The organism is Rhizobium sp. YJ-22, from assembly GCF_029601685.1.
GTDB lineage: Bacteria > Pseudomonadota > Alphaproteobacteria > Rhizobiales > Rhizobiaceae > Metarhizobium.
On record NZ_JARRIR010000001.1, the window covers coordinates 212,202 to 234,940 of the forward strand.

Consider the following 22,739-nt stretch of genomic DNA (forward strand, 5'->3'; position numbering starts at 1 on the left):
ACCATGGCCATCCGCCACATCGCGTTCGACATCGGCAAGGTGCTCATCCATTACGATCCGCACCTGCCCTATCGCCGGCTGATCCCCAACGAGGCGGAGCGGGCCTGGTTCTTCACCCATGTCTGCAGCCATGACTGGAACCTGGAGCAGGATCGCGGCCGCGACTGGCGCGAGGCCGAGGCGCTGCTGATCGAAGCCCATCCCGACCATGCCGAGAATATCCGCGCTTTCCGCCGCCACTGGCGCGAAATGGTGCCGCATCCGATCGAGGGAACGGTGGCGTTGTTCGAGGGCCTGATCGATGCCGGCCATGACGTCACCATGCTGACCAATTTCGCCGCCGACACGTTTTCCGAGGCGCGGGAGATGTTTCCGTTCCTCAACCGGCCGCGCGGCGTCACCGTTTCGGGCGAGATCGGGCTGATCAAGCCGGACAAGGCGATCTATGACAGGCACGCCGGGGATTTCGGGCTCGACCCGGCCGCGACAGTGTTCATCGACGACACGCTTGTTAATGTCGAGGGCGCGACGGCCGCCGGCTGGGCCGAAGCCCTGCATTTCACCGGGCCGGAAAAATTGCGAATCGAATTGCTGGGGCTCGGCCTGATTAGTTAATCCGCTTTTATTGCGGCTGGCAGAAGCGCTCGAAATGCGTCTGGATAGCCTCGTGTCGTGCTCGCTGCAGCTTCTGCAGCAGCCGTAACAAAGAGAAGGCGCCCAAGGCTTCTCTTCCTTGGGCGCCGTGCGACACGACCGGGACTGAAGGTACGAAAACCGGCCGCACCGTAGCTGGCTCCAGCCTTGGCGGGGTTTAATCCGCCTTGGCCAGATCGTTGCGGACGATGGTCCGCAAATCGTCGATGGGCCGCAGGGATTGCCCATCGTCGAAATGCCAGAAAGTCCAGCCGTTGCAGGCGTCCAGTCCCTGAACCCGGGCGCCGAGGCGATGAATGGAGCCGGCCTCGCCGCCGGATGCGACGGTGCCGTCGGCGCGGATGATGGCGCTGTAGCGGCGCTTGGCGTCGGTCAGCACCTGGCCGGGCTTGACCAGACCCGATTCCACCAGAACGTTGAAGGCGACGCGCGGCTCGGCCTTCTTGCCGGTCATGACCGTCAGCTCCGCCTTGCCAAGCGGCTCGACGGCGTCGATGCGGGCGCTTGCCGCATCGATGTAATCCTGCTCGCGCTCGATGCCGACGAAATGGCGTCCCAAGCGCTTGGCAACGGCGCCGGTCGTGCCGGAGCCGAAGAAGGGATCGAGCACGACGTCGCCGGGCTTGGTCGACGACATGATGACGCGGGCGAGCAGCGCTTCCGGCTTCTGGGTCGGATGCACCTTGCGTCCCTCGGCATCCTTCAGCCGTTCGCCGCCCGAGCAGATCGGGAACAGCCAGTCGGAGCGCATCTGCACGTCGTCGTTTGCCGCCTTCATGGCGTCGTAGTTGAAGGTATAGCCCTTGGCCTTGGCGTTCGGGCTGGCCCAGATCAGCGTCTCATGGGCGTTCTGGAAACGGCGGCCCTTGAAATTCGGCATCGGGTTGGTCTTGCGCCAGACGATGTCGTTGAGGATCCAGAAGTTCAGATCCTGCAGCATGGCGCCGACGCGGAAGATGTTGTGATAGGAGCCGATCACCCAGAGGGTGCCGGTCGGCTTCAGCACGCGGCGGCAGGCGAGCAGCCAGGCGCGGGTGAAGGCATCGTAAGCCTCGAAGGAGGCGAACTGGTCCCATTCGTCGTCGACGGCATCGACGAGCGACTGGTCGGGACGGTGGAGCGAACCGCCGAGTTGCAGATTGTACGGGGGGTCGGCGAAGATCGCATCGACGGAATTGTCGGGAAGCGCTTCGAGAGCGGCGACGCAATCGCCCTTGATGATCGTGTCGAGCCAGGCATGGGAATGCTCGGCCTTCCGAAGGCCGGCAAGCGGGAGAACAGACGCCATTCGATACTCGCTTTTTACGCTGGACGCAGAACTTTGATGTGACAGCGCTTATGGTTACCGAACTTGGTTACCAAACCCTGAAGGTCGCCCGGCCGCGCAAAAGAAATTTGACCCGTTCCGGCGCCGTTGCCTGAACCTGCCTGATATGAGACTGTTCGCGCGACAACCGGAGAGTTCGCAAATGCGCCTTGTCACCCTCATCGCATTCGTTTTTGCATGGCTTACGGCCCCCGTCCTGGCGATCCCGGTCCGGGCGGCCGAGCAATCGATGATCATCCTCGACGCCTCCGGCTCGATGTGGGCGAAGATCAGCGGCAAAACCAAGATCGCGATTGCCCGCGAAACCCTCTCCACCGTGCTGAAAAGCGTGCCGCAGACCACGGCGCTCGGGCTGATGGTCTATGGCCACCGCGAAAAGGGCTCCTGCGCCGATATCGAGCTGGCGATCCCGCCGGCGGTCGGCACCGAGGCGGCGATCGCGAAATTCGTCAACGGCGTCAATCCCAAGGGCAAGACGCCGCTGGCGGCCTCGGTGCGCGCGGCGGCCGAGGCGCTGAAATATACCGAGGACAAGGCGACCATCATCCTGATCACCGACGGGCTGGAGACCTGCGATGCCGATCCTTGCGCGCTGGCGACCGAGCTGAAGCAGCAGGGCGTCGATTTCACGGTCCACGTCGTCGGCTTCGGGCTGACGCAGGAGGAAGGCAAGCAGGTCGCCTGCCTTGCCGAGAATACCGGCGGCCATTATTTCCCGGCGGCGGATGCCGACGAACTGTCCAAGGCGCTTGCCGCAACGGTCTCGGCCCCGCCGGCACCCGAGCCGGCAAAACCCTCCCCGGCGGAGGAAAAGCCCGAGAAGAACGTCGTCGCCGAGGCATTCTTGAGCGAAGGCGGTCCGTCGCTGGCCGATAACAGCGCCGTCTATTGGGAGATCTTCAAGGCCGGCAGCGGCGACGAACCGGAAGGCGATCACGTCGATTTCCTCTATAACGGCAAATTCGCCCTCCATCTGCCGGCCGGCCGCTATGTGGCCACCGCCAAGCTGGATAGCTGGATCGAGCGCCAGGTCGCCTTCGACGTCACCGAGACTGCGGTCGCAACCCCGAAAGTCGTCTTCGACGCCGGGCATGTCGAACTGACGCCGAAGCGCGAGGCGAACGGCCCGGACGCCGGCAGCGATGCGGCGCTGGCGCTTGATTTCGGCTCTTACCAGACGACCTATTACGGCCCGTCGAAATTCTATGCGCCGGCCGGTTCGTTCAAGGTCAAGGGCTCGCTCGGCAGCGCCAGCGTCGAGCAGGAGATCGCCGTCGAGGCCGGCAAGGAGGTCAAGGCGGATATCGTCATCGCCGCCGGCGTCATCAACAACAAGGCGATCTATACCGAGAAGGGCCCGGAGGTGGATTCCTCCAACGTCTTCTTCCAGGTGCTGTCGAGGAACGCCGACATCAACGGCGAGCGCAAGCGTTTCGGCTATACCTACGGCACCGGCACCAAGCTCGACGTGCCCGCCGGCGATTACCTGCTGAGCGCCCAGCTCGGCTCGACCACGGTCGAGACCCCCTTCAGCATCAAGGGTGGCGAAGGCAAGGACGTCATCGTCAATCTCGATGCCGGCGTGCTCGCCATCAAGGCGCCGGGGGCGGAGAAGATCACGGTGCTTTCAGCCACGAAGGATATCCAGGGCAATCGCAAGGAGCTTTCCTATGCCTTTGCCGAGGAGCATAGCGATACGCTGCATCCCGGCGATTATCTGGTGCAGGTCACCTTCAAGGGCGATGTCGCCACCAAGGAGATGCCGGCCAGCGTCAAGGCGGGCGAGCGCAGCGAGGTCACCGTGCAATAGCATCCGCGACATGGGAGCCATGCTGCGCTGAGTGTTGAGATCGGGGCCGCCATCGTGTAAGCCGCGCTATCTTTTGTCCTGTCGCATTTCCGGACGGAAAACCGCTTCGCACTTTTCCTGGAAATGCGCCTGTTTTTCACGATCAAAGGCGCGCCCATGTCCTTCGACCTCCTGCTCTTCGATTGCGACGGCGTGCTCGTCGATTCGGAAATCATCGCCGCCAAGGTGGAATCGGCATTGCTCACGGAAGCCGGCTATCCCATCGGCGTCGAGGAAATGTGCGAGCGCTTCGCCGGCATGACCTGGCGCGACATTCTGTTCACCGTCGAGAAGGAGGCGGATATCCCGCTGCCGGCCTCGCTGCTCGACAAATCGGAGAAGCTGCTCGACGCCAAGCTCGGCCGCGAGGTGAAGATCGTCGAGGGCGTGAAATTCGCGCTGGCGCGGCTGACGCAGCCGCGCGCCATCTGCTCGAATTCCTCCTCGCACCGGCTGGACGCCATGCTCGGCAAGGTCGGCCTGCGGGAGTATTTTTCGCCGCATATCTATTCGGCCAAGGATCTGGGGCCGGATCGCGGCAAGCCTCGCCCGGATATCTACCTGCACGGCCTCAGGCAGATGGGCGGAAAACCCGAGCGCACGCTGGTAGTCGAGGATTCGGTGCATGGCGTGCATGCGGCGCGCGCCGCGGGCCTGCGCGTCGTCGGCTTCACCGGCGGCAGCCACACCTACCCCACCCATGCCGACCGGCTGACCGATGCCGGCGCCGAAACGGTGATCTCGCGGATGGTGGACCTGCCGGCGACCGTGGCCGCCATGTCGGAATGGTCCGGCGCCTTCTGATTTTCAGATTTTCAGCTGCAAAGCCTGCGGAAGAATTTCGAAGCGGGCCGGAATGGTTCCCGGCGCCTCGCCGTCGCAATCCATCAGCGCCGGCGCCGCGCCTTCCAGCGGTTCGACCTCCACCAGCTTCGCGCGGCGGAACAGGATGCGCGGATCGGCGCCGTGGCTGCCGAGATAGATGCGGTGCATGACCCGCAGGATGGCGAAGGTGGATTTTTCCGGCACGATCACCACGTCGAACCGGCCATCGGCCGTATCCGCCTCGGGCGCCACCTTCATGCCGCCGCCGAACCAGCCGCCATTGGCGACCGCCACCACCGTGATGCCGCCGGCATAAACCTCCTCGCCGTCCAGCCGGATGCGGACACGGTCCGGCCGGTAGCGCAGGATTTCGCGCACCGCATGATAGAGGAAACGCAGCGAGCCCGGCAGCCAATGGCCGCGGCTGGCGCCATTCACCGCCTTCACCGTCGGGCCAGAGACGCCGAAGCTGGCGATGTTGACGAAATGGCGCTGGTACGCCCGTCCCTCGACATCGACGCAGGTCAGCAGGCCGATATCGAGCGGCCGGGCGGGTGCAGCGGCAATCGCCGCCGGCACCGCCTCGATGGGCGATACGGCCGGAAAATTGCGGGAAAAGTCCGAACCGGTCCCTTGCATGACGAAGGAGAAATGCGGCGGCGAGGAAAGCCCTGCCGTCAGCAGGCCATCGACGGTCTCGCCCAGCGTGCCGTCGCCGCCAACCGCGACGACGAGATCGGCTCCATCAAGCGCCAGATGCCGGGCGAGCCTCGCGGTATCGTCGGCGGCATCCGTCTCGGCCAGTTCGACGGTGTCAAATGCCTGCCGGAAGGCGGACAGCAGCGCCGGCCAGCGCTTGCGCGCTCTGGCGGAGCCGGCGACGGGATTGCGCAGGAGGCCGAGCTTCACCGGAGCGGCAGGCTTATTTCTTGCGGCGCTTGGCCGGAGCGGCCTTGGCCGGGGCCTGATCGAAGCTGATATAGATGCGCGCCAGCTTGCCGGCGCCGCCGGGAATGGTGATCCCGTCCTTGCGGAACACGAATTGCGTCGCCTCGCCGCTGGCGGGAATTTCCGCCTCGAAACGGGTCAGCTCCGAATAGAGCGAGTTGTCGCCGTCGAGCACCTCGACGCGGATCGGCAGCACGACGCGGCCGGATGCGCCGAGCGGCCCGGTAACCAGGCGGCCCTTGGCGACGACGGTGATGTTCAGGGACGTCGAATCCATCGTGCAGGCGCGCGAGGTCTCTGCGATCGAGGCCTGGTAGGCGACCTTGGCCGGATCGTTGTCGCCGCCCTTGCCGTAGCTGCGATAGAAAGCGGTTTCGTCGCGCAGGAAGACCTTCGGGCAGGTGCCCTCGACCACCATGGTGTTGGTGGCGAGCTGCGGTTCCGGCTTCGGCTCGGTCGCGGCGGAAGACAACGGGTTCTGCCCCGTCGTACAGCCCGCGAGAGCCAGCAGCGAGATCACGGGAACGATTCGGCGCCAAACCTGAACAGACACGATACAACCACTCCCCTGATAGCTTCGCCGCATTGACCCAAGGCAAATGGGCCACGCAAAGATGAATGCGGCCCTTTAACGACCCGCGGCGATGGTCTATAGCAGCGACGCATGGAAAAATCGATTGGGAAAGCGCTGTTTTGACGGAATTTTCACCTTTGCCGAATGCACCCGCCACAGAGCCGGCCGGCCCGTTCGCGAAGACCGGGCGGCAGTCCTGGCGCGAAAAGACCGGCGTCGGCGGCAAGGCCGCGCTATGCTTCTGCCGCTTCTCCTCCTCCGCCTCTCGCCCGACACGTAAAGGATGACCACCGTGGACTATGTTTCGACCCGGGGCGACGCCCCCGCGCTTGGCTTCAGCGACGCCCTTCTGGCAGGGCTTGCCACCGATGGCGGGCTTTACGTGCCGCGCGAATGGCCGGCGATGTCGAAAAAGGAAATCCGGGCGCTGCGCGGCAAATCCTACCAGGAGATCGCCTTCGAGGTTCTCTACCGCTTCACCGGCGGCGAAATTCCCGCTGATAGATTCCGGGCGATGATCGACGAGGCCTACGCCACCTTCCGCCATCCGGCGGTGACGCCGCTCGTCCAGACCGGCCCGAATTCCTTCATCCTCGAACTGTTCCACGGCACGACGCTGGCCTTCAAGGACGTCGCCATGCAGCTGCTGGCGCGGCTGATGGATTATGTCCTGACCGAGCGCGACCAGCGCGCCACCATCGTCGGCGCCACCTCGGGCGATACCGGCGGGGCCGCCATCGACGCCTTCGGCGGACGCGACCGCACCGATATCTTCATCCTCTTCCCGCATGGCAAGGTCTCGCCGGTGCAGCAGCGGCAGATGACCACGACGCCGCATGCCAATGTCCATGCGCTGGCGATCGAGGGCAATTTCGACGATTGCCAGAGCCTGGTGAAGGAGATGTTCAACGACGCCCCCTTCCGCAAGCGCATGAAGCTTGCCGGCGTCAACTCGATCAACTGGGCGCGCATCATGGCGCAGGTGGTCTATTATTTCGCCACTGCCATCGCCCTCGGCGGCCCGGACCGCAAGATTTCGTTTACCGTGCCGACCGGCAATTTCGGCGATATCTTCGCCGGCTATGTCGCCAAGCGCATGGGCCTGCCCATCGACCGGCTGGTGATCGCCACCAACGAGAACGACATCCTCGCTCGCACGCTGAAGACCGGCCGTTACGAGATGCGCGCCGTCAAGGCGACGACCTCGCCGTCGATGGACATCCAGATTTCCTCGAATTTCGAGCGGCTACTGTTCGAATCCCATGGCCGCGACGCTGCCGCCGTTACCCGCGCCATGGCCGGCCTCAAGCAATCGGGCGCCTTCGACATCGAGGAGAGCGCGCTGAAGGCCATCCGCCGCGAGTTCCGCGCCGGCCGCGCCAGCGAACGGCAGGTGCGCGACACCATCCGCGAGACGCTTGCCGAGACCGGCTATCTGCTCGATCCGCACACGGCCATCGCCGTGCATGTTGCCAAGAAGCATGAAAAAGCCAATAGTCCGATGGTGACGCTGGCGACGGCGCATCCGGCCAAATTCCCGGCCGCGGTAAAATCCGCATCCGGTATTGACCCGGCGCTTCCGTCGTGGCTCCATGGATTGATGGACAGGGAGGAGCGCTTTGACGTTCTCGCGGCCGAGCTTAAAACCGTCGAAAGCTTTGTCGGCGAACATGCCCGCGCGGGACGTTAGACAAGGCGCAGAAAGTTATAGACGATGAATGTTGAGTGTACCCGGCTCCAATCCGGGCTGACGGTCGTTACCGAAAACATGCCGAATCTCGAGAGCGCCGCTCTCGGCGTCTGGATCAAATCCGGATCGCGCAACGAAACCGAAGCAGAGCACGGGATCGCTCACCTTCTCGAACACATGGCCTTCAAGGGCACGGCGCGCCGAACCGCGCGTGAGATCGCCGAAGAGATCGAGAATGTCGGCGGCGAGGTCAACGCCGCCACCTCGACCGAAACCACCTCCTATTACGCCCGCGTCCTCAAGGACCATACCGGGCTTGCCGTCGACATCCTCGCCGACATCCTGACCGAATCCGCCTTCGACGAGGGCGAGCTCGAGCGCGAGAAGAACGTCATCCTGCAGGAAATCGGCGCGGCCGAGGATACGCCCGACGATGTCGTCTTCGACCGTTTCTCGGGTGTCGCCTATCGCGACCAGACCATCGGCCGGCCGATCCTCGGCACGCCGGAGACGGTGATGGGCTTCCAGCCGGACGATATCCGCGCCTATCTTTCACGCAACTACACCACCGACCGCATGTTCGTGGTCGGCGCCGGCGCGGTCGATCACCAGGCCTTCGTCACCCAGGTGGAGGAACGCTTCGCCAGCCTGCCGCAGAGTTCCGAGGCACCGCCCGTCTTCGAAACCGCCCGTTATACCGGCGGTGAAGTGCGCGAGGACCGAGACCTGATGGATACGCAGGTTCTGCTCGGCTTCGAGGGCAAGGCCTATCATGCCCGCGACTTCTACTGTTCGCAGATCCTCGCCAACATCCTCGGCGGCGGCATGTCTTCGCGCCTGTTCCAGGAAGTGCGCGAGAATCGCGGCCTCTGCTATTCGGTCTATGCCTTCCATTGGGGCTTTTCCGATACCGGCATCTTCGGCATCCATGCCGCGACCGGCGGCGAGAACCTGCCGGAATTGATGCCGGTGCTGATCGAGGAACTGCGCCGTGCTTCCGAGAAGATCGACCAACAGGAAATCGAGCGCGCCCGCGCCCAGATCCGCGCGCAACTGCTGATGGGCCAGGAAAGCCCGGCGGCGCGCGCCGGCCAGATGGCGCGGCAGATGATGCTCTACGGCCGCCTGATCTCCAACCAGGAGATGATGGATCGCCTCGCCGGGATTACCACCGAGCGGCTGACCGATCTCGCCGGCCGGCTGTTCTTCGATACCACGCCGACACTTTCCGCCATCGGCCCGCTGGAGCAGCTGGCGCCGCTGCCGGACATCATGGGTTCGCTGTCGACATCCGGCGCGCCCGACGTCAAGGCGCTTGCCGCCAAGCGCTGAACCGCGGCGACATGTCCGGGCGCAGGGCCGCTTCAGGCCTTCCCCGGACAGGACGATCGCGGCATTCCATCCTTTGGGCCGGCGCCCGCAGCCAGGAGCGATGCATGGCAAGATCGGTGTTTCGGTTCCTGTCGCGGCAGTCCGATCCCATTGAACTTGCCGATGGCGCCGTCAGCCTGAAACTGCCGCGTCATGCCGATTACCGGCAATGGCACGACCTGCGGATGGAAAGCCGCCGGTTCCTCGAACCCTGGGAGCCGGTCTGGCGCTCAGACGAACTGACGGAAGCCGCCTTCCGCCGCCGGGTGCAGCGCAATGCGGAGGAGTTTTCGGCCGGTCAGGCGGTGCCGCTGTTCCTGTTCCGCCGCTCCGACCAGGCGCTGCTCGGCGGCATCACCATCGGCTACATCCGGCGGGGCGCCGCGCAAAGCTGCATGATCGGCTATTGGATGGGCGAGAAATATGCCGGCCAAGGTCATATGTTCGCCGCACTTCGGCTGGTTATACCCTACATCTTTTCCGGGCTTCAGTTGCACCGTATCGAGGCAGCCTGTATTCCGGACAATGAACGCAGCATACGATTGCTGGAAAAGGCCGGTTTTCGCCGTGAAGGTTACTTGCGCGACTATCTGAAGATCAACGGCGCCTGGCGCGATCACGTCCTGTATGCGCGATTGCCCAACGACCGGTACAGCGACGGGACATCCTGAAGCCCTATGAATTCAAGCCGAAGCATATTCCTCGCCCTGCCGGGCAGATTTCTCGCTTTTGTCGCCGCTCTTCTGCTTGGCGCGGTCATGCTGTGCCAATCCGCGACAGCAGCGGAGCCGATCAAGATTTCCCGCGACGACACCGCGCTCGATCTGACCAGCACCACCGAGATCTACACCAACCAGGGCGAGGCCTTCCAGGTTTCCACCGCCGCCGGCGCCGACGGCATCCGCCGCCGCATCGAGGTGCGCGCCAGCTCGCAGAACCACCAGGGCGACTGGGCCGTCTTCGCGCTCGCCAATGTCTCCGAGGAACAGCTCGAACGCGTCATCGTCGCGCCGCATTTCCGCCTCGTCGGCTCGAAACTGTTCTGGCCGGATCTCGGCTCGCAACGCATCGCCTCGATCACGCCGAGCGAAGGCTTCGCGCTCGACCGGCAGCCCAGCGCGGAGGCCGACGTGTTCCGCATCACCCTCAACCCCGGCTCGGTCATCACCTTCGTAGCCGAACTGTCGACGCCGGACCTGCCGCAGATCTATCTCTGGGAACCGGACGCCTACAAGGATACGGTCAACGCCTTCACGCTCTATCGCGGCATCGTGCTCGGCATTGCCGGCCTGCTGGCGCTGTTCCTCACCATCCTGTTCGTGGTCAAGGGCACCTCGATGCTGCCGGCCACGGCAGCGCTCGCCTGGGCGGTGCTCGCCTATATCTGCGTCGATTTCGGCTTCCTCGAAAAGCTGATCAGCATCACCTCCTCCGACCAGCGAATATGGCGCGCCTGCGCCGAAGTGGCGCTCGCCTCCAGTCTGGTGATCTTCCTGTTCACCTATCTGAACCTCGCCCGCTGGCACACCCATCTCGGCTATGTCACCTTCGCCTGGATCCTCGGGCTCGCCGCCCTGTTCGGGGTCGCCATCTACGATCCCTCCATTGCGTCGGGCATCGCCCGGCTCTCCTTCGCGCTGACCGCCAGCGTCGGCATCGTGCTGATCATCTATCTCGGCTTCAACCGCTACGACCGCGCCATCCTGCTGGTGCCCGCCTGGGCGCTGATCCTCGTCTGGCTGTTCGGCGCCTGGCTGACGGTGACGGGGCAATTGTCCAACGACATCATCCAGCCAGCGCTCGGCGGCGGGCTGGTGCTAATCGTGCTGCTGATCGGCTTTACCGTCATGCAGCATGCCTTTGCCGGCGGCGCCTATCAGCAGGGGCTGTTTTCCGATCTGGAGCGGCAGGCCCTGGCGCTGACCGGCTCCGGCGACACCGTCTGGGACTGGGACGTGGCGCGCGACCGCGTCGTCACCATTCCCGACATTTCGATGAAGCTCGGCCTTCCCCCCGGCTCGATGCACGGGCCGGCGCGCAACTGGCTGCCGCGCCTGCATCCCGACGACCGCGACCGGTTTCGCGCCACGCTCGACGTGCTGCTGGAACATCGTCGCGGCCGGCTGAACCATGAATTCCGCATCCGCGCCGAGGACGGCCATTTCCACTGGCTGGCGATCCGCGCCCGGCCGGTGCTCGGCTCCAACGGCGAAATCATCCGCTGCGTCGGCACCGTCGTCGATGTCACCGAGCAGAAGAATTCCGTCGAGCGGCTGCTGCACGACGCCATGCATGACAATTTGACCGGCCTGCCCAACCGCCAGGTCTTCCTGGACCGCCTCGAAAGCGTGCTGGCGCTCGCCTCCACCGGCGAGAGCGTGCGCCCGACGGTGATGGCCATCGACATCGACCGCTACAAGCAGATCAACGACACGCTCGGCATCGCCGCCGGCGACAATATCCTCATCGCCCTGACCCGCCGGCTGCGGCGCCTGCTGAAGCCACAGGACACCCTGGCGCGGCTTTCCGGCGACCAGTTCGGCCTGATCCTCGTCTCCGAGCGCGATCCGGCCAAGGTGGCGGATTTCGCCGATGCGCTGTCCAAGGCGATCATGGTGCCGCTGAATTTTGCCAATCGCGAGATCATCCTCACCGCGTCCATCGGCCTTGCCTCCTGGGTCGACCAGCAGGAAAGTGCCGCCGGCCTGCTCAACGACGCGGAACTGGCGATGTACCGGGCCAAGCGCGCCGGCGGCAACCGCGTCGAGCCCTTCCAGCCGGCCTTCCGCAGCTTTGGCGCCGACCGGCTGCAGCTCGAATCCGACCTGCGCCGCGCCATCGAGCGCAAAGAACTGTCGCTGGTCTACCAACCGATCGTGCGGCTCACCGATGCGGAAATCGTCGGCTTCGAGGCGTTGATGCGCTGGGATCATCCCAAGCGCGGCGTCGTGCCGCCGATGGAATTCATCCCGGTCGCCGAATCCTCCGATCTCATCGCCCCGCTCGGCGTTTTCGCGCTCGAAAGGGCGACCTCGGATTTCGTTCATTGGCAGCAATTTGCCGGCGACGTGCCGATCTTCATCTCGGTCAACCTGTCCAGCGCGCAGCTGCTCAACAACGAGCTTTATTCGGACGTCCGGGCCATTCTCGCGAAAACCCATTGCCCGCCGGAGCGCATCAAGCTGGAACTGACCGAATCCATGGTCATGGAAAACCCGGAACAGGCGCGGCTGGTGCTCGACAAGCTCAAGGAAACCGGCCTGGGCCTGGCGCTGGACGATTTCGGCACAGGCTATTCGTCGCTGGGTTACCTCACCCGTTTCCCCTTCGACACGATCAAGATCGACAAGGCGCTGGTGCGTGACACCACGCCGAAGCGGCCGATCCTGTTGCGCTCGATCATCTCCATGGCCAGCGAACTCGACATGCAGGTGGTCGCCGAGGGTATCGAGTCGGAAGAGGACGCCGCCGAACTTGGCAAGCTCGGCTGCCATTTCGGCCAAAGCTATTTCTTCGGCCCGCCCATCGGCGCGGATTCCGTGTTGCGCCTGCTGAAGGAGCGGTTTCCGCTGACCAAGCGGGCGTAAAACCCGAGCGAATCCAAGCCGTGCGGGTGCGGTTCCTCCCCTTCTCCGCGCTATTCTGAAGCCTTCTTTTCCGAAGCCGGCGGATCGAAGCTTTTCGCGTCATAAATCAGCTTGTGGATGAATTCGAGCTTGCCGACCACCGCCGGCGACAGCACGAAAGGGTAAAGATCCGGCTGACCCATGCTGCGGTGGATGCTGTTCAGCGCCACCGACAGCGGCACCCAGGCGTCGACGAGCTGCTGGGCGCTTCGGGCGGCATAAGGGTTGAATGTGACTTCGGTCGCCATCTCGTCATGCCCCTTGGGGTCGATCGCCAGCCCATAGGCACGCGCGGTTTCCAGCGTGTCGACGATATGCAGGTAATGAGCGAAGCATTCGGCAAAGTCCTCCCAGGGGTGGACGCTGGCATAGGCGCTGATGAAATCGCTCTGCCAATCCGCCCGGGCGCCGCTGTCGTAATGGCGCTGCAGGGCGGCGGCGTAGTCCTCGCGCTCATCGCCGAAGACGGCGCGGAAGGGTTCGAAGCGGTTGCGGTCTCGCACCAGCCTGTTCCAGATGAAATGCCCGGACTCGTGGCGGAAATGGCCGAGCAGCGTGCGATAGTACTCGTTCATCTCGGTGCGCGCCGCCTCGCGGGTGACGTCGTCGGCCTCGGCGACGCGGATGGCGATCAGGCCTTCGTCGTGGCCGGTCATCGCCGGAGTGACGCTGCCGTCCGGGTTGACGGTGTCCTCCAGGAAATCGAAGACCAGGCCGCCCTTCGGATCTTCGATGCGATCCGGGCGCGGCAGCTTCAGCCGCAGGAAGGAATAGAACAGATGGCGCTGCGCCTGGCCGATGCGCCGCCAGCGCTCGATACCCTCGGGGGTTTCGATGTTGGGCACCAGCCGGTTGTGGCGGCAGGCCTCGCAATAGACGGCACCGGACTCGGCCGGGACGGTCCAGTTGCAGATGTCGAGATCGGCATTGGCGCAGAAGCGCACGCGCTGCTCCGGCCGTGCGATCACCCGCCAGGCGTCACCCTCTTCCTCGAAGGCATGGATCGCCATCGTCTCCGGCACGAAGCCGAGCCGATGGCCGCAATTGACGCAGCTTCTATTGTCGAAATGCGCCGTCAGTCCGCAATGGTCGCAGGTATAGAGCCTCATGCGCCTACGCGCCCCCTGTTCGTCGAAAAGCCTGCCGCGGCAGGCCGGGCAGGCTTTCGAATTCGGTTGTCCGCCAGCGGATCAGAGACGGTCGATCCCGTCCTTCACCGCATCCTTGACCTTGCCGGTCGCAACCTGGGCGCGACCCTTGGCTTCCTGGACATGGCCTTCCGCTTCCATCTTCGGGCTATCGACGGCGTCGCCGACGGCCTTCTTGACCTTGCCGGCGGCCTGGTTGGCGTATCCCTGAACCTTATCGGTGGTGCTACCCATCAAAAATCTCCTTAGGCTACCATGAGCGCTACGAATGCTGAATTCGTGCTTGCACCTGATAAACGGCAGGAGCTTCGTTTTCGTTCCCCGGCGGCGCAGAAATTCGTTAGCCGTCCACGGCCGGACGATCGGCGCGCGGTTTCGGCCCGGCCACTCGCCCCCGTCGTCCACTACGCGCACCGGTAGAATCGCCGGTCAGGCGTGGCCGGCATCGCGCGACAGCATGGCGGGGGTGACCCCCATCAGGGCAAGCGCGCGCTCATACTTGTCGTCGAGATTGTTATCGAAGATCAGTTCTTCGCTGGCCGGGCAGTTCAGCCAGCCATTGGTGGCGATCTCGCGCTCCAGCTGGCCGGCGCCCCAGCCGGCGTAACCCAGCATCATCGTCGCGCGGCGCGGACCGCGGCCATTGGAAATCGCCCGGACCACGTCCAGCGTCGCCGTCAACGAGATGTCATCACTGATCGGTATGCTGCTGTCGCTGGCATAGTCGTCGGAATGCAGCACGAAGCCGCGCCCCGTCTCTACCGGCCCGCCGGAGCGGATCGGGAAGTGCCGCGTCTCGTCCGGCAGCAGGATGGCGTCGTTCTTGCGGATGAGCTGCAGGTGCAGCAGCACGTCGGTGAAAGTGATCGATTGCGGCTGGTTGATGACGAAACCCATGGCGCCTGCCGAGGAATGGGCGCAGACATAGACGACCGAGCGGGCGAAATTGCTGTCGAACATGCCGGGCATGGCGATCAGAAAGTGCCCATCCAGAAACCCGCGTTCGCGCTTGTCCGTCAATGCCGACAGCTTCATAGGCCCTCCGATCCGTTGCACCGGACGCTTGGGCCATTGGCCGGCCGCGCCTGATTTGCGTCTCATCAAGAAGATGGGGCAATGATGCGGCGCAATCAACCGAAAATCAACGTCGACCGCCTTCATGTTTGCATCATGCTCGGCTAAACCACGATGCCATGAAGAGAATTTTTTCGCATGCCCTCCTTGCCGCAGGCGCCGCAGCCGGCCTCACCCTGTCCTTCATCCCACCCTCGCCCGCAGCGGCCGCGATGAGCAGGTGGGCGGAAAGCGAGGGCGGGCGAATGCGCATCGTGGCGCTGCCGCCGGATGCCTCCGGCCATATCCGCGCCGGCCTGCAGATCGAGCCGAAACCCGGCTGGATCACCTATTGGCGCGAGCCCGGCGAAAGCGGTATCCCGCCCCAGGTCGCGGCCCTGCCCGGCGGCAACGTCTCGCTGAAGGCGATCGCCTATCCCGTGCCCAAGCACCTCACCGCCGGCCCGGCCAATGATTTCGGCTATGACGGTCCGGTGACCCTGCCGCTCTCCTTTGCGGTGGCCGAGCACGGCAAGGCGGCGCAGATCGACGCGCAGGCCTTCATCGGCGTCTGCAAGAACATCTGCATCCCCTTCCAGGCGACGTTTTCGCTGCCGGTGACCGGCAAGGGCGGCAGCCATGCCGAGGAGATCGCGATCCTCAACGCCGCCGCCGCGCGGCTTCCTGAACAGCCGGGCGCGGATTTTTCCGTTGCCGCCTTCGCGCTGACGCCGGATCTGGGCCGCCTGCAGGTGCAGCTCAAGCTGCCGGGCGGCGCGCATGATGCCGACATCATCGTCACCGGCCCGGCCGGTTATGTCTTTACCCGCCAGGACAAGGCGAGACCCGTCGAAGGCGGGCTTTCGACCGAGATCGTGCTGCCGCAACTGCCGCGCAACTACGCGCCGAGGGGCAAACAATGGCGCATCCTGGTGAAAAGCGGCGCACGGGCGATGGAAACCGTCCTTGCCTTTCGGTGACCTGCGGATATAGTTCCCGGCGAAGGGATAAAAGCCAAGGAAATCCCGATAGTTGAGCGCCGGCCTTATGGCCGGGCCGCATTTTCACCACGAGGAGACCGATCATGACCATTGCTATCGGCAGCCGCCTGCCCCAGGCCACATTCAAGGAAAAGACCGCGGACGGTCCGGTGGAGATCACCACCGACCAGCTGTTTGCCGGCAAGCGCGTCGTGCTGTTCGCCGTGCCCGGCGCCTTCACCCCGACCTGCTCGCTCAACCACCTGCCCGGCTATCTCGACAATCGCGACGCCATCCTCGCCAAGGGCGTGGACGACATCGCCGTCGTCGCCGTCAACGATTGGCATGTGATGGGCGCCTGGGCGCAATCGTCCGGCGGGCTCGGCAAGATCCATTTCCTCGCCGATTGGGACGGCGCCTTCACCAAAGCGCTTGGCCTCGACGTCGATCTCTCGGGCGGCGGCCTGGGCGTGCGCTCGAAGCGCTATTCGATGCTGGTCGAGGACGGCGTGGTCAAGTCGCTGAACGTCGAGGAAAGCCCTGGACAGGCGACCGTCTCCGCCGCAGACGCCATGCTGCAGCAGCTCTGAGGATCGGTTTCACGAGTCGCAACGGGGCTTTGCCCCAAAACATTCAAGCCGCCCGCGAGCTTTCTCCGGGCGGCTTTTTCATCAGACGATCATGTCGAAGACCAGCAGGCCCGACAGGCCGCCATCCAGCGCTGCGACGATGCGGTCGCCGACGGCGACATGCTCGGGATGCACCAGATAGGCGTCGCGGGCCGCCGCATCCTCGAAGGTCACCACGAAACCGTCGACGAAGCCGCCGTTCAGCCCCTCTGGCGAGACATTCGGCCCGAACTTGACGTCGACCATCCCCGGAATCACCGCCTTCAGCACCGCCACGGCCTCGAAAATCTCCTGCTTGTCCGCCGCCTGTAACGCGGCCTTGAAGCGCAGGAATACACAATGCAGGATCATTCACCCTCTCCCTCTCGGTGTTTTATCCGCCGACCTTAGAGCATAATCCGGCCGGAGTGAAACGAGGATCGACAAGATTATGCTTCAAACAAAAGAGCTTAGAGTGCCGATCTGATTCAATCAGATCGAACAGCGCTCCAGAAGGATTCGGGCGCACAGCAAGCGGCGCTCACCGCTTGAACGGCTCCATGCCCTTGCGAGCGAGTTCGTCGGCGCGTTCGTTTTCCGGGTGGCCGGCATGGCCCTTGACCCAGTGCCAGCGGACGGTGTGCCGCTGTGTGGCCTCGTCGAGCGCCTGCCAGAGTTCGCCATTCTTCACCGGCTTCTTGTCCGCGGTGCGCCAGCCGTTGCGTTTCCAGCCGTGAATCCACTTGGAAATGCCGTCCATGACGTATTTGCTGTCGGTATAGAGGTCGATGTCGCAGGCTGCCTTGAGGGCGTTGAGGGCGGAGATCGCCGCCATGAGTTCCATGCGATTGTTGGTGGTGCCGGCCTCACCGCCGAACATGTCCTTTTCGACATCGCCATAGCGCAGCACCGCGCCCCAGCCGCCCGGCCCGGGATTGCCCGAGCAGGCGCCGTCGGTAAAAATCTCGATCTTCTTCATTATCGCGTCAGGCCGTATTCGCTGACCGAGGCGATGGCCGCATGGAATCGCAGCTTGCGGAGATATTCCAGCGGATCTTTCTTGACGACCAGAGCGCCGGCCGGCGTCATCAGCCAGTCGTAGAGGCGGGTCAGGAAGAAACGCAGCGCCGAGCCGCGCGCCAGGATCGGCAGGACGGCAGCTTCCGCGTCGCTGAGCGGGCGGACGCTTTCATAGCCTTCCAGCAGCGCCATGCCCTTGGTCATGTTGTAGGAACCGTCCTTTTCGAAGCACCAGGCATTCAGGCAGATCGAGACGTCATAGGCGAGCAGGTCGTTGCAGGCGAAATAGAAATCGATCAGGCCCGATAGACGGTCGTTCAGGAAAAAGACGTTGTCGGGGAAAAGATCAGCGTGGATGACGCCGGCGGGCAGATCGGACGGCCAGTTCGCCGCCAGAAAATCCATCTCGCCGCGAATTTCGGCCTGCAGGCCGGGCTCGACCTCGTCGGCGCGCGCTTCCGACTTGTCCCACAGCACCCGCCAGCCGTCGATCGACAAGGCATTCGGGCGCTTGAGCGGAAAATCCGCACCGGCGACGTGCATCTTCGCCAGCGCCTCGCCGACATCGCGGCAATGGCGGGCATCGGGCTTGCGCAGCCACATGCCTTCGAGGAAGGAGATCAGCGCCGCAGGCCGGCCGGAAAGTTCGCCGAGCAACTCGCCGTCCCGGCGCGGCAGAGGCAGCGGGCAGGACAGGCCGCGATCGGCCAGATGCTGCATCAGGCCGAGGAAGAACGGCAGATCCGATTTCTCCACCCGCTTTTCGTAAAGCGTCAGGATCAGCGGAAAACGGCTGGTATGCAGCAGGAAGTTGGAATTCTCCACCCCCTCGGCGATGCCCTTATAGGAGAGCAATTCGCCTGCCTCGTATTGCGCCAGAAACGCCTTCAGATCGTCTTCGGTGATATCGGTATAGACTGCCAAGATCGTGGTCTTTCGGATGGAATTTTTAGGTGAAAACCTTCGCGCGGGACCGGCCTTCAGCCGTTGACGAAGGCCATATCCTCGTGTTCAAGCGGAATGCTGCGCAATTCACGGTTGACCAGGAAATGCTCGTTTTCTTCCACCGTCTCCGCCAGTTCGACGCGGGCGTCGAAACGCTCGCGGAACGCGGCGATGATCTCGTTGACGATCACTTCCGGGGCGGACGCGCCGGCGGACATGCCGAGCGTCGAGATCGGGCCGATGGTATCCCAGTCAATTTCCGAGGCGCGCTGCACCAGCATGGAGCGCGTGGCCCCTGCACGGAGCGCCACCTCGACCAGCCGCTTGGAATTGGAAGAATTCGGCGCTCCGACGACGATGAACAGGTCGCAGCCGGGGGCCGCAGCCTTTACCGCATCCTGGCGGTTGGTGGTTGCGTAACAGATCGAATCCGCCGCCGGGGCCGTCAGGTTGGGGAAGCGCTGCATCAGCCGCGCGATGACGCCGGCGGTATCGTCCACCGACAGCGTCGTCTGCGTCACATAGCCGAGATTGTCGGGATCGGCGGGCACATAGGCATCGACATCCTCGACCGTCTCGATCAGCGACACAGACCCCTCCGGCAATTGGCCCATGGTGCCGATCACCTCGGGATGGCCGGCATGGCCGATGAGGATGACATGGCGGCCGAGGCGCTGGTGGCGCATCGCCTGCTTGTGCACTTTCGAAACCAGCGGGCAGGTGGCGTCGAGATAGAACAGGTTGCGGGCGACCGCATCCTCCGGCACGGATTTCGGCACGCCATGGGCGGAAAACACCACCGGCTGCTGGCGATGCTCCGGCGGGATCTCGTCGAGTTCCTCGACGAAGACCGCGCCCTTGGCCTCCAGCCCCTCGACGACATAGCGGTTGTGGACGATCTCGTGACGGACATAAACCGGCGCGCCATAGGATTTCAGCGCGAGAACCACGATCTGGATGGCACGGTCCACGCCGGCACAGAAGCCGCGCGGCCCGCAGAGCCGGATCGTCAAGGGCGGTTTGGAAACGGCGATATCCATGCCTGTCCTGCCTCACTCTTCTAGCGCGGCGGGAAAAGGATGAGTCTTTCGAATCCCTTGACGCGCGCTGTTCATCCTGTTCGACATCGCGTTCATGTATCGCATGATGTCGTTCGATGGCGATGTAACACAAAATGCCGACGATGAAACGGCAAAGCGGCAAAAAGCGCTTGCCCCTCCCCTTCAGCCGCCACGCCGGTTGCGCCACCACATCGTGCCCGCCACCGCCGTCAGCGCCGCCGCCAGCCCGTACCAGGTGACGGCGTATTGCAGGTGATTGTTGGGCAGGTCGACCTGCGTCACCGCGCCGATCGGCAGGCCGCCCGGATTGGGCGTCGCATCGGCATCGACGAAGAAGGGCAGCACCTTGTCCGCCGGAAGGTCGACGGTCGCGGCCATGGCGTCCAGATCCTTCCAGTAGAAGATGTTTTTCGCCGGATCGTTGTCCGGCACAAGCGAAGAAGGCTTTTCGGGAAGCTTGGCGCGGGCGAGGCCGTTGACGGTCACCGGGCCGGCCGCGATCTGGCCGGCCAGCCGCGTTCCCGGCTCCTTGCGCTCATAGGGCACGAAACCACGGTTGACGAACAGGAAACGACCGTCATCCAGTTGCAGCGGCGTATAGACGTAAAAGCCTGACTGTCCGTCATGGGTGGCGAAGAAATGCCGCTCCTTGTCATGCTGGAAAAGGCCGGTCGCCGTGGTCGTGCGGTAATCGACGTCGCCGCCTTGAAGCGCCATTGCCTCGATCTCGCCGAGCGGCGTCGGGGCGGCATGGCGGCGCGCCTCGATCTCGGCGATCAGCGCTTCCTTCCAGACGAGGCGCCGCGCCTGCCAGGTGCCGAGCGACAGCAGAATGGCGAGCGCAACGAGAAAGGCGACGCCTGCAAAAATGCGGCGGCCGCGGCTGCGCGGCAGGGCGGCCTCATTCACGGTCGATTTTTCCTTCGGAGGCGCTGTTGCGATATTGCAGCGCGATCAGCACGCCCTTCAAGCCGCGCAACAGGGCCAGCGACAGAATGATCGTCAGCGGCCCCCAGAGCAGGATATGCAGCCAGACCGGCCAGTGGTAATTCACCTCCGCCCAGAGCGCCAGGCCGACGACGAGGAAGCCGATGATCAGGATGACGAATACGGCCGGGCCGTCGCCGGAATCGGCAAAGGCATAATCCAGCCCGCAATTGGCGCAGCGCGGCTTGATCTTCACGAGCCCGTCGAACAGCTTGCCCTGGCCGCAGCGCGGGCAATGGCCCGCCAGCCCGACCTTGATCGGATCGACGGGGGGATAGTGGGCGTTGTCGTTGCTCATCGCTTGGCCTCTTTGTCTGTCTGTCCTTGGTAACGGCATTTTCTGCCGCCGTCCAACGCGGGCTCACCGGCTATCGCGGCTTGCGCGCTTTTGTCCCTGCCTGAAACGAAAATGCCCGAAACGAAAACGGCCCGCGAAACGCGGGCCGAAATCCAGTCCTGCCTGTCGGCCGATCAGCCGTGGGCGATCGGCGCGCCCCAGCCACCCCAGATGTAGATGGCGAAGAACAGGAACAGCCAGACGACGTCGACGAAGTGCCAGTACCAGGCGGCGGCTTCGAAGCCAAAATGCTGCTTGGGGGTGAAATCGCCCTTCATGGCGCGCAGCAGGCAGACCAGCAGGAAGATGGTGCCGACCAGAACGTGGAAGCCGTGGAAACCGGTCGCCATGAAGAAGGTCGCGCCATAGATCGACGCCTTGAAGGCGAAGGGAGCGTGGGCATATTCGTAGCCCTGCACGAAGGAGAACAGCACGCCGAGCGCAACGGTCAGCGCCAGGCCGTAAACCAGGCCCTTGCGATCGTTGTGCAGCAGCGCATGGTGCGCCCAGGTGACCGTCGTGCCCGACAGCAGCAGGATGACGGTGTTGTAGAGCGGCAGGTGCCAGGGGTCGAGAACCTCGATGCCCTTAGGCGGCCACTGGCCACCGGTGAATTCCAGGCGCGAGGCCTGGATGACCTCATGCGGGAACAGGCTGGCGTCGAAGAAGGCCCAGAACCAGGCGACGAAGAACATCACTTCCGAAGCGATGAACATGATCATGCCGTAGCGCAGATGCAACGACACGACGCGGGTGTGGTGGCCCTCATGGGCTTCCTTCACCGTATCCGCCCACCAGCCGTACATGGTGTACAGCACCAGCGCCAGGCCGATGAAGAACAGCCACGGGGTGGCCAGTTCCAGACCGAACAGCTTGAAGGAGCCGCCGTTCAGGTAGCGCATGTAGGCCACGCCGCCGAAGGTGATGACGAAGGCCCCTACGGACGCCAGGAACGGCCACGGGCTTGGGTCGATGATGTGATAATCGTGGTTCTTCTGGTGCGCATCGGCCATATCAGCAATCCCCGAAAGTCTTTCTCTCTGTTGCGAGCCTGTCGTGGTCGCGAAGACCGGTTCCCACCGTCGACAGGCTCATAACGCTCCCGGCGAACCGGGAACTTGCCTCTCACAATTTATTCGTTTCCGCTCCATCCGTCCCCGAACGCAAGGCCACCGGCTTGGCGTTCTCCCGCGGATAGAAGGTATAGGACAAGGTCAGCGTCCCGATATTGTTGGTCTCCGGCGTGTTGACGATGTCGGGATCGATGTAGAACACCACCGGCATCTTCAGCGTTTCGCCGGGCTTCAGCTCGGTTTCGTTGAAGCAGAAGCACTGGACCTTGTTGAAATAGGCGCCGGCAACCATCGGCGTGACGTTGAAGATCGCCTGGCCCGTCGTCGGCACGTCCGAGGTGTTCTTCGCCTCGAATTCCACCTGCGCCGTCTCGCCGATGCGCAGGGTGACCTCGCGCTGCAGCGGCTTGAATTCCCACGGCAGGCCGGGCGCGACGTTGGCGTCGAAGGTCACCGTCATCTTGCGGTCGAGGATGGTGGTCGACACCTGCTCGACGCGCTGCGTCGTGCCGTTATAGCCGGTCACGCGGCAGAACATGTCGTAGAGCGGCACGGCGGCATAACTCATGCCGATCATGCCGCCGACGAAGGCCAGGCAAACGCCGACGACGACGGCGTCGTTGCGTGAGCGCGGAGCGGGAGATTGGCGGTTCTCGGTCATCG

The 22,739-nt window shown here is 63.9% G+C and carries 23 protein-coding genes; 9 read left to right on the forward strand and 14 right to left on the reverse strand.

Annotated features, from left to right (window positions below; all coding sequences use genetic code 11):
- Nucleotides 1–3 precede the first annotated feature (3 nt).
- Nucleotides 4–615 (forward strand): HAD family phosphatase, encoded by a 612-nt coding sequence (locus tag P7F60_RS01025; RefSeq protein WP_277915841.1) that lies wholly within the window; start codon nucleotides 4–6, stop codon nucleotides 613–615.
- Nucleotides 616–811: 196 nt separating this feature from the next.
- Here P7F60_RS01025 and P7F60_RS01030 read toward each other — a convergent pair whose 3' ends face one another.
- Nucleotides 812–1,942, reverse strand: a complete 1,131-nt coding sequence (locus tag P7F60_RS01030) for a site-specific DNA-methyltransferase (RefSeq protein WP_277915842.1) — start codon at nucleotides 1,940–1,942, stop codon at nucleotides 812–814.
- 181 nt (nucleotides 1,943–2,123) lie between these two features.
- On the opposite strand from P7F60_RS01030, the gene P7F60_RS01035 reads away from it, so the two are divergent.
- Nucleotides 2,124–3,791 (forward strand): VWA domain-containing protein, encoded by a 1,668-nt coding sequence (locus tag P7F60_RS01035; protein ID WP_277915843.1) that lies wholly within the window; start codon nucleotides 2,124–2,126, stop codon nucleotides 3,789–3,791.
- Nucleotides 3,792–3,947: 156 nt separating this feature from the next.
- Nucleotides 3,948–4,634: an HAD family hydrolase gene (locus P7F60_RS01040; RefSeq protein ID WP_277915844.1), complete on the forward strand. Its 687-nt coding sequence runs from the start codon at nucleotides 3,948–3,950 to the stop codon at nucleotides 4,632–4,634.
- Between the two features lie 3 nt (nucleotides 4,635–4,637).
- On the opposite strand, the gene P7F60_RS01045 is transcribed toward P7F60_RS01040, so the two are convergent.
- The gene (locus P7F60_RS01045) at nucleotides 4,638–5,564 is read right to left on the reverse strand and encodes a YegS/Rv2252/BmrU family lipid kinase (RefSeq protein WP_277915845.1); all 927 of its coding nucleotides are present in this window, start codon (nucleotides 5,562–5,564) and stop codon (nucleotides 4,638–4,640) included.
- 13 nt (nucleotides 5,565–5,577) lie between these two features.
- Entirely contained in the window at nucleotides 5,578–6,156 is a 579-nt protein-coding gene (locus P7F60_RS01050) for a hypothetical protein (RefSeq protein WP_277915846.1), read from the reverse strand.
- A 304-nt stretch (nucleotides 6,157–6,460) separates the two neighbouring features.
- Here P7F60_RS01050 and thrC point away from each other — a divergent pair, with 304 nt between their 5' ends.
- The 4 genes from thrC to P7F60_RS01070 all read left to right on the forward strand — a co-directional run bounded on the left by thrC (nucleotide 6,461) and on the right by P7F60_RS01070 (nucleotide 12,825).
- The gene (thrC, locus tag P7F60_RS01055; RefSeq protein WP_277915847.1) at nucleotides 6,461–7,867 is read left to right on the forward strand and encodes a threonine synthase; all 1,407 of its coding nucleotides are present in this window, start codon (nucleotides 6,461–6,463) and stop codon (nucleotides 7,865–7,867) included.
- Between the two features lie 24 nt (nucleotides 7,868–7,891).
- A complete protein-coding gene (locus P7F60_RS01060; protein ID WP_277915848.1) occupies nucleotides 7,892–9,199 on the forward strand; it encodes a pitrilysin family protein in 1,308 nt (435 codons plus the stop codon).
- 104 nt (nucleotides 9,200–9,303) lie between these two features.
- A complete protein-coding gene (locus tag P7F60_RS01065) occupies nucleotides 9,304–9,909 on the forward strand; it encodes a GNAT family protein (protein WP_277915849.1) in 606 nt (201 codons plus the stop codon).
- Between the two features lie 6 nt (nucleotides 9,910–9,915).
- Entirely contained in the window at nucleotides 9,916–12,825 is a 2,910-nt protein-coding gene (locus P7F60_RS01070; RefSeq protein WP_277915850.1) for a sensor domain-containing phosphodiesterase, read from the forward strand.
- Nucleotides 12,826–12,875: 50 nt separating this feature from the next.
- On the opposite strand, the gene P7F60_RS01075 is transcribed toward P7F60_RS01070, so the two are convergent.
- The 3 genes from P7F60_RS01075 to P7F60_RS01085 all read right to left on the reverse strand — a co-directional run bounded on the left by P7F60_RS01075 (nucleotide 12,876) and on the right by P7F60_RS01085 (nucleotide 15,047).
- A complete protein-coding gene (locus tag P7F60_RS01075; protein WP_277915851.1) occupies nucleotides 12,876–13,973 on the reverse strand; it encodes a putative zinc-binding metallopeptidase in 1,098 nt (365 codons plus the stop codon).
- Between the two features lie 81 nt (nucleotides 13,974–14,054).
- The gene (locus tag P7F60_RS01080) at nucleotides 14,055–14,246 is read right to left on the reverse strand and encodes a CsbD family protein (RefSeq protein WP_277915852.1); all 192 of its coding nucleotides are present in this window, start codon (nucleotides 14,244–14,246) and stop codon (nucleotides 14,055–14,057) included.
- Between the two features lie 195 nt (nucleotides 14,247–14,441).
- A complete protein-coding gene (locus P7F60_RS01085; protein WP_277915853.1) occupies nucleotides 14,442–15,047 on the reverse strand; it encodes a YqgE/AlgH family protein in 606 nt (201 codons plus the stop codon).
- Nucleotides 15,048–15,205: 158 nt separating this feature from the next.
- On the opposite strand from P7F60_RS01085, the gene P7F60_RS01090 reads away from it, so the two are divergent.
- Entirely contained in the window at nucleotides 15,206–16,045 is an 840-nt protein-coding gene (locus P7F60_RS01090; RefSeq protein WP_277915854.1) for a protein-disulfide reductase DsbD domain-containing protein, read from the forward strand.
- A gap of 104 nt (nucleotides 16,046–16,149) precedes the next feature.
- The gene (locus tag P7F60_RS01095) at nucleotides 16,150–16,635 is read left to right on the forward strand and encodes a peroxiredoxin (protein ID WP_277915855.1); all 486 of its coding nucleotides are present in this window, start codon (nucleotides 16,150–16,152) and stop codon (nucleotides 16,633–16,635) included.
- Between the two features lie 81 nt (nucleotides 16,636–16,716).
- On the opposite strand, the gene P7F60_RS01100 is transcribed toward P7F60_RS01095, so the two are convergent.
- The 8 genes from P7F60_RS01100 to P7F60_RS01135 form a co-directional block, all read right to left on the reverse strand.
- Nucleotides 16,717–17,025, reverse strand: coding sequence for a Dabb family protein (locus P7F60_RS01100; RefSeq protein WP_277915856.1), 309 nt, complete (start codon nucleotides 17,023–17,025; stop codon nucleotides 16,717–16,719).
- A gap of 169 nt (nucleotides 17,026–17,194) precedes the next feature.
- Nucleotides 17,195–17,632, reverse strand: a complete 438-nt coding sequence (gene rnhA / locus P7F60_RS01105) for a ribonuclease HI (protein WP_277915857.1) — start codon at nucleotides 17,630–17,632, stop codon at nucleotides 17,195–17,197.
- Entirely contained in the window at nucleotides 17,632–18,597 is a 966-nt protein-coding gene (locus tag P7F60_RS01110) for a homoserine kinase (protein ID WP_277915858.1), read from the reverse strand. The genes rnhA and P7F60_RS01110 overlap by 1 nt, the downstream gene beginning before the upstream one ends.
- A gap of 56 nt (nucleotides 18,598–18,653) precedes the next feature.
- Nucleotides 18,654–19,658, reverse strand: coding sequence for a 4-hydroxy-3-methylbut-2-enyl diphosphate reductase (gene ispH / locus P7F60_RS01115; protein ID WP_277915859.1), 1,005 nt, complete (start codon nucleotides 19,656–19,658; stop codon nucleotides 18,654–18,656).
- 183 nt (nucleotides 19,659–19,841) lie between these two features.
- Nucleotides 19,842–20,588 carry an SURF1 family protein gene (locus P7F60_RS01120; protein WP_277915860.1) on the reverse strand — a complete coding sequence of 249 codons (747 nt, stop codon included), beginning with the start codon at nucleotides 20,586–20,588 and terminating at the stop codon, nucleotides 19,842–19,844.
- Nucleotides 20,581–20,964 carry a DUF983 domain-containing protein gene (locus P7F60_RS01125; RefSeq protein WP_277915861.1) on the reverse strand — a complete coding sequence of 128 codons (384 nt, stop codon included), beginning with the start codon at nucleotides 20,962–20,964 and terminating at the stop codon, nucleotides 20,581–20,583. The genes P7F60_RS01120 and P7F60_RS01125 overlap by 8 nt, the downstream gene beginning before the upstream one ends.
- Nucleotides 20,965–21,137: 173 nt before the next feature.
- The gene (locus tag P7F60_RS01130; RefSeq protein ID WP_277915862.1) at nucleotides 21,138–22,016 is read right to left on the reverse strand and encodes a cytochrome c oxidase subunit 3; all 879 of its coding nucleotides are present in this window, start codon (nucleotides 22,014–22,016) and stop codon (nucleotides 21,138–21,140) included.
- A 112-nt stretch (nucleotides 22,017–22,128) separates the two neighbouring features.
- Complete coding sequence (locus tag P7F60_RS01135) at nucleotides 22,129–22,737, reverse strand: cytochrome c oxidase assembly protein (RefSeq protein WP_277915863.1); 609 nt, start codon at nucleotides 22,735–22,737, stop codon at nucleotides 22,129–22,131.
- Nucleotides 22,738–22,739: the final 2 nt, after the last annotated feature.